Genomic DNA, 12,587 nt, shown 5'->3' with positions numbered 1-12,587 from the left:
ACGCCGGCACGGACCGTGCCGCGGACCACGGCGCCGAAGGCAGCCGGGACCTGGAACCGTTCTGGCCGTCCCGGCAGCCGCACCTCTTCGACCAGACGTGTCCGGGCTCACCCCGCGTGTCCCGGCCCTCCGCCCGCTGAGTCGACTCAGCCGCGGCAGTACGGCCCGGTGGACGCGCAGACGAACCCCCATCATCCGTCACGCGCGAAAGAGCGGCACCATGTCCTCCTCCTCCACTGCCACCCTGTCCATCCCGACGTCCATCCCGACGTCCACCCCGACCGCGATCCCGCACCTACGGGCGGTCCGCCCGGTTTCCCCGGCCACCGAGCGCCGACACCCCACCGCACCGCAGCACCCGCTCGCCCCCACTCGGCGCCCCGGCACCTCCCAGCGCCCCGCCCCGGCGCAGTACCCCGGCGCCGTACAGCAGCCGCCCGCCGCCGCGCCCGTGCCACAGTCGCTGCTGAAGGCGCTCCCCGCGGGTGCGGCCGTCGTCGCGGCGCTGCCGCAGTCGGCGCTCCCGGCGGGCCTGCTCGCCCAGTACGGAGCGCAGTTCGGCACGGCGGCCGCCGCCGGGCAGCCGTTGGTCGGGTACCTGGTGCTCGTCCCGCTGGAGCCGGCCGCCCCGGTCCCGGGTCGGCCGATCGCCGACGCGCAGCCCGCCGGGCAGCCGGCCCCCGGCCCGGCCCGTGCTGCGGAGCCGGCGGTGGGCACCGCCCCCGCGGCCCGGCCCGTCGCACACGGCATCAATGTGGACATCGAGCGCCGCAGTGCGTACGTGGACGGCAGGCAACTCGACCTCACCTACCTGGAGTTCGAGCTGCTGGCCCACCTCACCGAGCACCCGCAGCGGGTGCACACCAGGGACCACCTGGTCTCCGCCGTCTGGGGCTACGGCCACGTCGGCGACGGTCGGACGGTCGACGTGCACGTGGCCAGGCTGCGCCGCAAGCTCGGTGCGCCGTACCGGGACAGCATCGTGACGGTCCGTCGGGTCGGCTACAAGTACACACCGGTCGCCTGACACACCCGAGCCGCCTCCAGCGGCAGCGCTCGAACCCGCGCACCGGGCGTCCCGCCTGTGCGGCAGCACGCCCGGAGCCGGGGACCGGTCGGTCCCCGGCTCCGGGGGTTCAGCGGCTCAGCCGGTCGATCTCCGCCAGCTCTCCGTCCGACAGCGGTGCACCGCTCAACGCGTCCAGATTCTGGTCGAGTTGGGCGACACTGCTGGCGCCGACGATCACCGAGACCACCCGGGGGTCCCGCAGTACCCAGTTGAGAGCGAGCTGCGCCAGGGTCTGCCCGCGCTGCTCGGCGACCTCGGCGAGCGCGCGCAACTGCTCCAGCTTCGCGCCGGTCAGCGCCTCCTCGCGGAGGAAGTGGCCCACCGACATCCGCGACCCGGGCGGCACCGAACCGCTCAGGTAGCGATCCGTCAGCAGGCCCTGGGCGAGCGGGGAGTAGGCGATCAGTGCGGTCCGGGTGTCGCCGACCGCGTCCAGCAGGCCGCCGGCCTCCGGCTCCCGGTTGAGGATCGAGTACGAGGCCTGGTTCATCAGCACCGGCGTCCCCAGCTCCCGCAGGATCGCCACCGCCTCACGGTGCTGCTCGGCGGGGTAGTTGGAGATGCCCGCGTACAGCGCCCTGCCGGAGCGGACCGCCGCGTCCAGCGCCCCCATGGTCTCCTCCAGCGGGGTGTCCGGGTCGTGGCGGTGCGAGTAGAACACGTCCACGTAGTCCAGGCCCATCCGCGCCAGCGACTGGTCCAGGCTCGCCAGCAGGTACTTGCGCGAGCCGCCGTCCCCGTACGGGCCAGGCCACATGTCGAACCCGGCCTTGGAGGCGATGAACATCTCGTCCCGGTACGGGCGGAAGTCCTGGGCGAAGAGCGTGCCGAAGTTGCGCTCCGCACTGCCGTACGGCGGGCCGTAGTTGTTGGCCAGGTCGAAGTGGGTGACGCCGCGGTCGAAGGCGCGGCGCAGCACCGCGCGCTGGACCTCCAGCGGCTGGGTGTCACCGAAGTTGTGCCACAGGCCGAGCGAGACAGCCGGCAGCTGCACGCCGCTGCGCCCGGCGCGGCGGTAGGTCATCGAGGAGTAGCGGTCATCGGCGGCGAGGTACGTCATGGCAGCATCCTGCCAGCTCACCGGTGTCGCCGAGCCCGTCAGCGCGAGCGGCTCGAGCTGTCAGCCGCCGAGGTCGCCCCGGTCATCCGCCGTGAGCTGCCCTGTCCCCGGGAGGGCCGCCCGAACCGGATGCCCACTTTCCCGCTGGCGTTCTGTACCTACTGGTATGTACAGTAGGGCCATGGGTACCAGCGAACGACTGATCGAGACCACCCAGGAGCTCCTCTGGGAGCGCGGGTACGCCGGCACCAGCCCCAAGGCGATCCAGCAGCGCTCCGGCGTCGGGCAGGGCAGCATGTACCACCACTTCAGCGGTAAGAGCGACCTCGCCGCCGCCGCCCTGAGCCGGAGCGCGGAGGACCTCAAGGCCCTCGTCGAGCAGCAGCTCTCCGGCCCCGGAACGGCGTACCAGCGCATCGAGGCCTACCTGCTGCGCGACCGCGACGTGCTGCGCGGCTGCCGGATCGGCCGGATGGCCCAGGATTCGGAGGTGATCGCCGAACCGCAGCTGCGCAGGCCGGTCGAGGAGACCTTCGACTGGCTGCGCGGACGGCTGGCCGAACTCGTCGCCGAGGGCCAGGCCGCCGGCGAGTTCGCCACCGGTCCCGACCCGGCCGAGGTCGCCACCGCCATCGCCGCCGTGGTCCAGGGCGGCTACGTGCTCGCCCGCGCGGCGGACTCGCCCGAGCCCTTCCGGCAGGCGGTCCGCGGCGCCCTGGCACTGCTCCGGGCCCACTGACCATCGGCCTGCCGCGCGCCGACCCGCCCGCGACCACCGATGCACGACCATCCGGGGGACATGACCGTGTACGCGATGCAGTACGAGATCACCCTGCCCGCCGACTACGACATGCGGATCATCCGCAGGCGCGTCGCCACAAAGGGGCCGCTGCTGGACCGGCTGCCCGGCCTCGGCCTCAAGGCGTACCTGGTCCGGGAGCGCGGCTCGGGGGCCTCACCCGTCAACCAGTACGCGCCGTTCTACCTCTGGCGCTCCGCCGAGGCCATGGCCGGCTTCCTGCGCGGCCCCGGCTTCGCCGGCCTCAGCGCGGACTTCGGCCGCCCGCCCGTCCGCCACTGGCTCGGCACCGGCCTGGGGTTCGGCCGCGCCCGCGACCTGACGCCCCGTACGGCCACCCGCCGCACCACCCGGCTCGCCGAGGGGGTGGACCCGGAGGAAGCCCTCGCCGGTGAGCTCGCCGCCCTCCTCGACCAGCCCGGCCTGCACTCCGTGGCCGTCGCCCTCGACCCGTACCGCTGGGAGCTGGTGCGCTTCGCCCTGTGGGAGCAGGACACGGCCCCGGCCGACCAGGACGGCACCAGCTACCGGGTGCTGCACCTGTCCCGCCCCGAACTCGAGCACCTCCCCACCGACCGGAAGGACTGATCCCGTGCACGCCTTCACCCCCGCCGACCTCGACCGTGAGCGCGGCTACCGGACGCTCGACGAGCTGGTGGACGGGCCGACCCAGTCGGCCACCCTGCCCGGTCTTGAGGAGCTCGCTCCCGGCTTCCCCGACTGGATCGTCACCAGCCTCTTCGGCGGCACCTACCAGCGCGAGGGCCTCACCCTGCGTGACCGCCAGCTGCTCAACCTCGCCTCCCTGGCCGCCCTCGGCGGCGTCGAGCCCCAGCTGCACGGCCACGTCCGCAGCAGTCTGCGGGTCGGGCTGACCGCCGAGCAGATCGTCGAGGTCTTCGTCCACCTCGCACCGTACATCGGTGTTCCGAAGGCACTGGCCGGGCTCCGGGTCGCCGCCGCCGCGCTGGCGGAGACCAAGGCCGAGGCGGGGACGGGGGACCAGACCGAGGCCCGGGCCGATGAGCTGGCCGGAGCGGCCCGGTGAGCGGCAAGCCGGCGGTCCGTACCGTCCTCGGCGACCTGGACCCCGCCGAACTCGGCGTCTGCGACGCACACGACCACCTCTTCATGCGCAGCCGGCTGCTCCCCGGCCAGGAGCTGGACGACCCGGCGGCCGCCGAGGCCGAGCTGCGCGCCTTCGCAGCCGCCGGCGGGCAGGCGGTCGTCCAGTGGACCCCGCACGGCATGGGCCGGCGGCTGCGAGACCTGGTCGTGCTCTCCCGCACCACCGGGATCCACCTGGTCGCCGCCACCGGTCTGCACCAGACCGCCCACTACGCGCCGGAGCGATTGCGCGACCTGGACCTTGCCCGGCTCTTCGTCGCCGAGCTCACCGAGCCCATCGCACCCATCGAGCCCGCCGAGCCCGCGGATCCCGCCGACCGGGCCGAAGCCGCCGGCCCCCTCGGCCGGGCCGGTCTGATCAAGGTGGCCGGCGGCTACCACGGCCTGGACCGGCACGCCCGCTGGACCATGACGGCGGCAGCCGAGGCGCACCACGCCACCGGTGCCCCGATCGCCGTCCACCACGAACTGGGCACCAGCGCCCTCGACGTCCTCGACCTGCTGTGCGGCCGCCTCGGCGTCCCGCCGCACCGGGTGATCCTCGGCCACCTGAACCGCTTCCCCGACCTGCGCCTCCAGCGCCAGGCCGCGGAGTCCGGCGCGTACGTCGCCCTCGACGGGCCGTCGCGCATCAACCACGCCACCGACCACCACCTCTTCGACACCCTGGCCGCACTCACCGAGGCGGGTCACGCCGAACGCCTGCTGCTCGGCGGCGACACCACCACCTCGGCGGCCCGTGGCAACCCCGGCATGCCGTACCTGCTGACCGCGCTCCGTCCGCGCCTGGTACGGGAGTTCGGGCCCGAGCTGCCCGAACTGGTCTTCCGCGCCAACCCGGCCCGCGTCCTGGCCTTCGCCTGAACCAGGGCATCGCGCACCGCGCACCGGCCGCGGCCGGACAGGTCGCGGAGCGGCAGGAGGGCGAGTGCGGAGGGTCACCGCCGCCGGTGCCGCAGGCTCTGGGCCGGGGCTCCGGTGGATGAGGTCTCCCCGACGGGCGCAGCGGTGCATCCTGGTACCAGGGCCCTGCGGGACGGCCCGGAACCGACGGACGCGGCACGGGCCGACGCAGGGCATGGAGCGGTTCCGGGAGCCGAGAATGAACAGCAGATCCCCTGCGGGCATCGTCGCCGGGGTGGACGGTTCGCCGCAGGCGGCCGCCGCCGCCGAGTGGGCCGCTCAAGAGGCCGAACGGCGGGGCTGCTCCCTGCACCTGGTGCACGCGGTCAACACCGGCACCGTCACGCTCTCCCCGAGGACGAGCGAGGCCGTCACCGACCTCATCCTCCAGAACGCCCAGGACGTCCTGGACGAGGCGCTCGGCAAGCTCGCCGCCGCGCACTCCGGTCTGCACCTGACCGGTGACGTCGTCCCCAGGGAGGCGGCCATGGCCATCCTCACCGCCGCCGAGCACGGCGAACTCGCCGTCGTCGGCACCCGGGGCCACGGGGGCTTCGCCTCGCTACTGCTCGGATCGGTGAGCCTGCGGGTCTGTGCCCACTCCAGCTGCCCGACCGTCGTGGTGCGGCACGGATCCGCCACGGGCGAGTACATCCTGGTGGCGATCCGGGACGAACGGGATGGCGAGGCACTGCGGTTCGGGCTCCGTGAGGCCGCCGGCTCCGGCCTGCCGGTTCGGGCCGTGCACGTCTGGTCACCGGTGGTCGCTGACGTCACGCACGCGGCGCCGATGATCGACGAACTGGGCGAGGAGTCCAGACTGCACGAGCAGTTGCTGCACCGCACCTGCGACCCGGTGTGCGAGGACTTCCCCGACATCCCCGTCCGGCTCGAGCACCTCGCCGGTGCCACCGCCGCCACCCTGGTGGACACCTCGCACCAGGCCGCGCTCCTGGTCATCGCCCGCCATCCGCCGGCCCCCCACTTCGGCCTCCGCCTCGGCACGGCCGTCCACGCGGTCCTCCACCACGCCCACTGCCCGGTGGCCGTCGTCCCGATCTGACCCCGGCCGGGGCCCAGCTCACGCCGGCGCGGCCGAGCGGCTGGTCACCAAGGTGCTGGCCGTCTCGGAGAAGGACTCTCACCGGTACCTCCGTGGGTGACCCGTGAGGCGCTGCCCGCGCTGCTGGCCACCGGCCGGGGCGGCCCGCAGCAACCTCACCGCCACCCCGCCGCAACCGCGCGGCCCCCTCCGGGCGTAAGTTCGGGCATGGGCCCGTCGACGGGCCGTACATCACGCACGGGCCGTCCATCACACACGGACCGTCCATCACGCACGGGCCGTCGGGCCGTCCGGAGCACACGGGAGCAGCAGGGCGATGGGGCTGACGAGCCACGAGGTGCTGGCGCTGGCGATACTGGCCGCGGTACTGGCGATGACCGCGACGGTGTGGCTGTGGCCGAGGCTGGCCAGGACGAGCTGGCGGTCGGTGCTGGGCCGGATCGGGGCGCTGCTGGTGAGCCAGTTCACGGTGCTCTGCGCGCTGGCCCTGGCGGCCAACAACTACTTCGCCTTCTACAGCAGTTGGGACGATCTGCTGGGCACCGGGAACCAGGGCCCGGTGACGGTGAGCAGCGGCTCGGGTACGAGCCGCGAGAGCGGTGCGGCGAAGACTGCCACGGTGCAGCTGCTCGGCAAGGAGACCGTCGAGGGCGACGAGGTGACCGGCCACGACCCCGGGCAGGTCGGCCGGATCGACGCGGTGCGCATCCCCGGACCGGCCACCGGGCTGGCCACGGACGCCTATGTCTACCTGCCGCCGCAGTACTTCCAGCCCGACCACGCGAACGCCAGGTTCCCGGCCGCGATCGTGATGACCGGCTACCCCGGGGACGCCAAGAACCTGATCACCAGGCTCAACTATCCGGGCGCCACGCTCGACCTGATGCGGTCCGGCAAGATGCAGCCGACCGTCCTGGTCCTGATGCGGCCCTCCCCGGCGATGCCCACCGACACCGAGTGCGAGGACGTCCCGGGCGGGCCGCAGGCCGAGACGTACTTCGCCAAGGACGTGCCCAAGGTGATGGAGGCCAGCTACCGGGTGGCCGCGGACCCGCACGCCTGGGGCGTGATGGGCGACTCGACCGGCGGCTACTGCGCGCTCAAGCTGACGATGCGCAATCCCGGTTCGTTCCTGACCGGGGTCTCGCTCTCCGGCTACTACAAGGCCGCCGAGGACGCCACCACCGGTGACCTGTTCAAGGGCAGCGAGCAGCGCCGCAGCGAGGCGGACCTGGTCTGGCGGCTGAACAACCTGCCCAAGCCCGCGGTCTCCGTGATGGTGGCCGGGACCGACGAGGGCGACGGCGACTACAAGCAGCGGACGGACGCCTTCGTCGCCGCCGTCCAGCAGCCGATGACCGTCGCGACCGCCGACCTGCCGAGCGGCGGCCACAACTTCAGTACTTGGGGCCGGCTGCTGCCCCCGGCGCTGGAGTTCCTCTCCCAGCACCTCAGGGTCCAGGCCTAGTAACGGTCAGGCGATCCGCTCCAGCGTGCCGGTGTGCAGCTCGCCGACCCGGCCGCCCTCGCCCTCGTAGGTCCAGAAGGCGCGGACCGTCAGCTTGGCGAGGTCCATCACATGGCTGACGGTGAGGCCGCTCGCCTCGGTCCAGCTGACGAAGTAGATCTGCGGGCCGACCTCGGCGACGTGCAGTTCGACGTCCTCCCACTGGCCGGCGGACTCGCCGAGGCCCTCCCAGCGCAGACGCGTCCCGTCGGCCGAGTAGGCATTGCGGAAGGCGGCACCGTTGTCGACCTGGAACAGGTAGGTGTGTCCGGCGAAGCCTGGCAGGGGCGCGGTCATCGTCTGGGTGATCCTCTGGAGAGTGTCGGTTGGTGGGTGCGACCGGGCCGGTCGCACCCACCAACCTATCCGACGCGCCGCCGGAATCCGCCGTCGAATTTCCGAACGGCCTCGTCGAGGCCGTGCCGTGGCGCCTGGTCAGCGCCGAGCCGGTGCCGGCGGATCACCGCCGACGAGCCGGCCGGGTCAGCAGCTGAAGTCGATCAGGCGGAACGTCGAGTAGTGGTCGGAGGTGTAGTAGTCCTCCTGGTTCCCCTCACCGGTGATGATCCGCCGGGTGCCTCTGGTGCGGGAGCCGGGGGTGACCACGGTGTACTCGTGGTAGTAGCCGTAGGACTCGGAGGGCAGCACGCCCTCGCGGTTCCCGAAGACGACGCCGTCCTGCGAGTACGGGAACGGGCCGCCCTGGTCGATCAGGGCGAGGGTGTCGTCCGCCTGGCTCGGCAGCTCGCTCTGGCAGATGGTGCCGCTGACGTCGGCGTGCGCCGCGGTGGCGGAGAAGGCGGTGGGCGCCAGGGTGAGCAGGGCGATGGTGGCAACAGAGGCGGCGCGGGTCTTCCACGCGCGTAGAGTGATGGTCATACCTGAAGTGTGATGGGCAGTCAGGGCGTCATGGAAGTGTCAAGAAAAGGACTTTGCCGGATGATCACCAGTCCAAAACCTTCTTGACGCGCGCCGTACCACCGTGCTTTGCCCCTGGTTGGTGATGGGGCGTCATCTGCGGTTTCGGCTCGCGCCGCGCCGCCCGCGCCCGTCCGATCGCCGCGCGGACGGCGTCCGCACCCGCCGGCCCGCAGTCGCCCGCTCGGGGCCGGCGGAGGGCTGGGCGGCGGCGGCATCGTCTTGACCGCCGGCGCGCTGGAGGCCGCCGCCGTCGCCACGGCCGGTAGTGCCGGGCTGCCGGCCGGACCGGAGCATCCCGTACCGGCCGGCTCCCCGGACATCCGTGCGAGGACCGGCGGCCGGCGCCCGGCTCGGCTCCGGCCCGCCGGGCTCCGCCGGCCGGCCCCACCGGGTCCGTGGTGGCCAGTACCGCCGCGGCGATCATCGATCGGGCTGTCCTGGCCTGGACCATCACCACCCACCTCCGCAGAGTGCCGAGCCGGTCGCCCGATGTAGCGGCGTAGCCTGGATCTGCGGAGGTGATAGCGATGTCCGGACAGGTGTTGAGCGAGGTCAGCGCGGTGGTGGCGGTCGAACGGGAGGCCGAGTTGGTGGACTCCTACCGGGAGTTGGTGGCCGGTCCACTGCCGGACGGACTGATCAGAACCGAGCTGCTGAGGGGGCCCGGCGGACGGTGGCGGGTGCAGTCGCTCTGGCGGGACCTGGAGTCGCTGCACGCGGTCCGTGCAAACCCGAGGCTGGCCGCGGCGCCCCGTCTCTTCGTCCAGGTCGGCTCCGAGCCGGAACTGACGGTCTTCCAGGTCTCCGTCGCCCAGCTCGGCACCCCGGTCCTGGACTGAGCGGGTACGGGTGCGGCGGCGCCGGGGGTGATGCCGCCGGCGCTCGGTGCGGCCCGGCCGGGAGTCGGTTGCATGTTCCACAACCGGCAAGCTCCAACGGGAAGTTGGCGGGGGTGGGGGTTATCGTGTAGCCGAGATCGGTCTGCGGCGGGCCGGGGCAGCCGACCGCGGAGTGCTGCGGCGGGCCGTTGGCCCGGGGTCGCCGCCCGTGCGGGCCCGAGAAGGACGGCCGGGCCCGCGCCCGCTCTGCTCCCGCGGCCGGAAGCGGAGCCGTCTCCCGATCGCGGCTGGGCCGCAATCGCCTTGTCCGGTGGGCCTGTTCGCCCTGTACCGGTCGCGGTGCCGTCGGCCGGGGCCCGGCCGCCCTGCCGATCGCACTGACGCAGGACGGAGAACGATCATGGCACGTCAGGACGGCCTGAACTTCCCCAGCTTCGCCAGGTTCATCGGCGCCACCAAGTCGGTCCGGTCCGTACATCTTCTTCGGCGGTCCGGGTGGCAGCGGCTGTACCTGAGTCGGGTGGGTGCCGGCTCCGGGCCGGTGCGGCGGGACCTCGGCCGGGTGTGCGGAGGCCCCGTCGCGGGCCGGTGTCCGGCGACTGCTCAGGGGGCGAGGACCCGGCCGAGCCTGGCGGCGATCTGGAGCATCACCGGCACCAGCGCGGTGTCCCCCTCCTGCGCCTCCAGGGCTCGGATCCGCGCCTCGGGTCCGGAGACCGAGAGTGCGGTGGGTGTCGGGGCGCCCGGCACCGCCACCGCGATGCAGCGGACCCCGATCTCCTGTTCCTGGTCGTCCACCACGTAGCCGCGCTCCCGGGAGAGCGTCAACTGCTCGAAGAGCAGCGCCGGGTCGGTCACGGTGAAGGGGGTGTGCGACTGCAGCGGCTGGGTGCCGAGGACGGCCCGGGCCTCCTCCTCCGGGAGCTGGGCGAGCAGCGCCTTGCCGACACCGGTGCAGTGCGGCTGGACCCTCCGCCCGACCTCGGTGAACATCCGCATCGAGCGTCGCGACTGCACCTGGCCGACGTAGACCACCTCGCCACCCTCCAGGACGGCCAGGTTGGCGGTCTCGCCGGTGGCCTCCATCAGCTCGGCCAGGTAGGGGCGGGCCCAGCTGCCCAGCAGGCGCCCGGCGGTCTCGCCGAGCCGGATCAGCCGCGGGCCCAGGGTGTAGCGGCGGGCGGTGTCCTGCCGGACATACCCCTGCTGGACGAGGGTGCGGATCAATCGGTGGATGGTCGGCATCGGCAGGCCGGAGGTGGCGGAGAGCTCGCTCAGGGTGGCGATGCCGCCGGCGTCGGCGAGTGCCTCCAGCAGTTGGAAGGCGCGTTCGACGGACTGGACGCCGCCGGTCGCACGGTCGGGCCCTGTGGGTGCTGTGGCGGGGGTGCTGGCCACCGGCGTTCCCTTCGCTGTCGGAGGAGGCGTAGAGTCCCCGCAAGCTCTCAACAAAACGTTGAAATTCTGTATTGCGGAAACTAGTCTCCACTTTACAGAACAGAACCCGCCGGTAGGCGTGTTCAGTGGATCGAGGAAGCTCCCACCGGAGCTCCCTTCGCCGGCTCAACCGTCCAAGGAGTTGTTCTGCCCATGGCCGCAGATCAAGGGTCCTCCGGCGCATCCGCCGCCGCACCGGTCGTCACCGTCGTCGGTCCGCGCGTCCCCCGCGCGGAGGAGGTGCTCACCGCAGAGGCGGTCGCTTTCGTGGCCGGGCTCCACCGGGCCTTCGAAGGTCGCCGCCAGGAGCTCCTGGCCCGACGGAAGACCCGGCGCTCCGAGATCGCCCGGTCGGGCACCCTCGACTTCCTGCCCGAGACCGCGGAGATCCGCGCGGGTGAGTGGAAGGTCGCACCGGCACCGCGCGCGCTGCAGGACCGCCGGGTGGAGATCACCGGACCGACCGACCGCAAGATGGCCGTCAATGCGCTCAACTCGGGCGCGAAGGTCTGGCTCGCGGACTTCGAGGACGCCACCGCGCCCACCTGGGAGAACGTGGTCACCGGCCAGCTCAACCTGATCGACGCCTTCGAGGGCCGGATCGACTTCACCTCATCGCAGGGCAAGACCTACGCTCTTCGGCCCGCCGCCGAACTCGCCACCGTCGTGGTCCGCCCCCGCGGCTGGCACCTCGACGAGAACCACCTGCTGGTCGACGGCGTCCCGGTGGCCGGCGCCCTCTTCGACTTCGGCCTCTACTTCTTCCACAACGCGAGGCGGCTGCTGGCCAGGGGCGCGGACGATCCCAACCCGGGCCCCTACTTCTACCTCCCCAAGACCGAGAGCCACCTCGAGGCCCGGCTCTGGAACGACGTCTTCACCCGTGCGCAGGCCGAGCTCGGCATCCCGTACGGCACCGTCCGGGCCACCGTCCTGATCGAGACCATCACGGCCGCCTTCGAGATGGAGGAGATCCTCTACGAGCTGCGCGACCACGCCGCGGGGCTCAACGCGGGCCGCTGGGACTACCTGTTCTCGATCGTCAAGAACTTCCGCGACGCCGGCGAGCACTACATCCTGCCGGACCGCAACAGCGTCACCATGACCTCGCCGTTCATGGCCGCCTACACCCGGCTGCTGGTGCGGACCTGCCACCGGCGCGGTGCCCACGCCATCGGTGGGATGGCCGCCTTCATCCCGTCCCGCAAGGACCCCGAGGTCAACGCCGCCGCGCTGGAGAAGGTCAGGGCCGACAAGGACCGCGAGGCAGCGGGCGGCTTCGACGGCTCCTGGGTGGCCCACCCCGACCTGGTCCCGGTCGCCCTGGCCTCCTTCGACGCCGTGCTGGGCGAACGGCCGGACCAGAAGGACAACCCCGGCTCCGAGGAGCCCGTCACGGCCGCCCAACTGCTCGACATCGCGGGCGCCAGCGGCTCCTGCACCCGGGCCGGGCTGCACAACGCCGTCCAGGTCGGCATCCGCTACATCGAGGCCTGGCTGCGCGGCCTCGGCGCCGTCGGCATCTTCAACATGATGGAGGACGCCGCCACCGCGGAGATCTCCCGCTCCCAGATCTGGCAGTGGATCCACAACGGCGTCGTCCTGTCCGACACCGGCGAGAAGGCCACCGCGGAGCTGGTCCGCCGCCTCGTGGTCGAGGAACTCACCGCCCTGCGCGCCGAGTCGGGTGATGCCGCCTACGCGTCCGGGCGCTGGGCCGAGGCCGCCGGGCTCTTCGAAAAGCTCGCGCTGGCCGAGGAGTTCGTCGACTTCCTCACCCTGCCGGCATACCGGCTGCTCGACTGAGTCGGAGTCCATCTGCCCGCCGCCCCCGCTCCAGCCGTCTGGCGTACCCTGGCAC

13 protein-coding genes are annotated in these 12,587 nt (G+C 72.6%); 9 read left to right on the top strand and 4 right to left on the bottom strand.

All coding sequences use genetic code 11. The annotated features are described in order from the left end of the window. The first annotated feature begins 220 nt into the window (after window positions 1-220). Complete coding sequence (locus tag ACWDAK_RS07460; protein WP_427393257.1) at window positions 221-1,027, top strand: winged helix-turn-helix domain-containing protein; 807 nt, start codon at window positions 221-223, stop codon at window positions 1,025-1,027. A gap of 109 nt (window positions 1,028-1,136) precedes the next feature. Here ACWDAK_RS07460 and ACWDAK_RS07455 read toward each other — a convergent pair whose 3' ends face one another. Next, window positions 1,137-2,129 carry an aldo/keto reductase gene (locus ACWDAK_RS07455; protein ID WP_427393258.1) on the bottom strand — a complete coding sequence of 331 codons (993 nt, stop codon included), beginning with the start codon at window positions 2,127-2,129 and terminating at the stop codon, window positions 1,137-1,139. Window positions 2,130-2,310: 181 nt separating this feature from the next. Between ACWDAK_RS07455 and ACWDAK_RS07450 the strand changes: the two genes are divergently transcribed. The 6 genes from ACWDAK_RS07450 to ACWDAK_RS07425 all read left to right on the top strand — a co-directional run bounded on the left by ACWDAK_RS07450 (window position 2,311) and on the right by ACWDAK_RS07425 (window position 7,490). After that, window positions 2,311-2,868: a TetR/AcrR family transcriptional regulator gene (locus ACWDAK_RS07450; RefSeq protein WP_344636973.1), complete on the top strand. Its 558-nt coding sequence runs from the start codon at window positions 2,311-2,313 to the stop codon at window positions 2,866-2,868. Window positions 2,869-2,934: 66 nt separating this feature from the next. Beyond that, window positions 2,935-3,516, top strand: coding sequence for a DUF4865 family protein (locus tag ACWDAK_RS07445; protein ID WP_344637116.1), 582 nt, complete (start codon window positions 2,935-2,937; stop codon window positions 3,514-3,516). 4 nt (window positions 3,517-3,520) lie between these two features. Beyond that, window positions 3,521-3,976: a carboxymuconolactone decarboxylase family protein gene (locus ACWDAK_RS07440; protein WP_344636972.1), complete on the top strand. Its 456-nt coding sequence runs from the start codon at window positions 3,521-3,523 to the stop codon at window positions 3,974-3,976. Beyond that, window positions 3,973-4,920 carry a phosphotriesterase family protein gene (locus tag ACWDAK_RS07435; protein WP_427393259.1) on the top strand — a complete coding sequence of 316 codons (948 nt, stop codon included), beginning with the start codon at window positions 3,973-3,975 and terminating at the stop codon, window positions 4,918-4,920. Before ACWDAK_RS07440 ends, ACWDAK_RS07435 begins: the two co-directional genes overlap by 4 nt. A gap of 238 nt (window positions 4,921-5,158) precedes the next feature. Beyond that, window positions 5,159-6,022, top strand: coding sequence for a universal stress protein (locus ACWDAK_RS07430; RefSeq protein ID WP_344636970.1), 864 nt, complete (start codon window positions 5,159-5,161; stop codon window positions 6,020-6,022). Window positions 6,023-6,338: 316 nt separating this feature from the next. After that, a complete protein-coding gene (locus tag ACWDAK_RS07425) occupies window positions 6,339-7,490 on the top strand; it encodes an alpha/beta hydrolase (RefSeq protein ID WP_344636969.1) in 1,152 nt (383 codons plus the stop codon). Window positions 7,491-7,496: 6 nt separating this feature from the next. Here ACWDAK_RS07425 and ACWDAK_RS07420 read toward each other — a convergent pair whose 3' ends face one another. Beyond that, the gene (locus ACWDAK_RS07420; RefSeq protein ID WP_344636968.1) at window positions 7,497-7,826 is read right to left on the bottom strand and encodes a MoaF-related domain-containing protein; all 330 of its coding nucleotides are present in this window, start codon (window positions 7,824-7,826) and stop codon (window positions 7,497-7,499) included. Between the two features lie 186 nt (window positions 7,827-8,012). Further along, the gene (locus tag ACWDAK_RS07415; protein WP_344636967.1) at window positions 8,013-8,408 is read right to left on the bottom strand and encodes a ribonuclease; all 396 of its coding nucleotides are present in this window, start codon (window positions 8,406-8,408) and stop codon (window positions 8,013-8,015) included. 569 nt (window positions 8,409-8,977) lie between these two features. Here ACWDAK_RS07415 and ACWDAK_RS07410 point away from each other — a divergent pair. Beyond that, the gene (locus tag ACWDAK_RS07410) at window positions 8,978-9,289 is read left to right on the top strand and encodes a hypothetical protein (protein WP_344636966.1); all 312 of its coding nucleotides are present in this window, start codon (window positions 8,978-8,980) and stop codon (window positions 9,287-9,289) included. Between the two features lie 603 nt (window positions 9,290-9,892). Here ACWDAK_RS07410 and ACWDAK_RS07405 read toward each other — a convergent pair. Then, window positions 9,893-10,687, bottom strand: coding sequence for an IclR family transcriptional regulator (locus tag ACWDAK_RS07405; protein ID WP_344636965.1), 795 nt, complete (start codon window positions 10,685-10,687; stop codon window positions 9,893-9,895). Window positions 10,688-10,879: 192 nt separating this feature from the next. Between ACWDAK_RS07405 and aceB the strand changes: the two genes are divergently transcribed. Beyond that, window positions 10,880-12,532 carry a malate synthase A gene (gene aceB / locus ACWDAK_RS07400; protein ID WP_344636964.1) on the top strand — a complete coding sequence of 551 codons (1,653 nt, stop codon included), beginning with the start codon at window positions 10,880-10,882 and terminating at the stop codon, window positions 12,530-12,532. The last annotated feature ends 55 nt before the right edge of the window (window positions 12,533-12,587 follow it).

This window comes from Kitasatospora sp. NPDC001175 (genome assembly GCF_053598215.1).
Note: the sequence above shows the minus strand (reverse complement) of the source record. Positions and strands in the feature narration are given on the sequence as shown.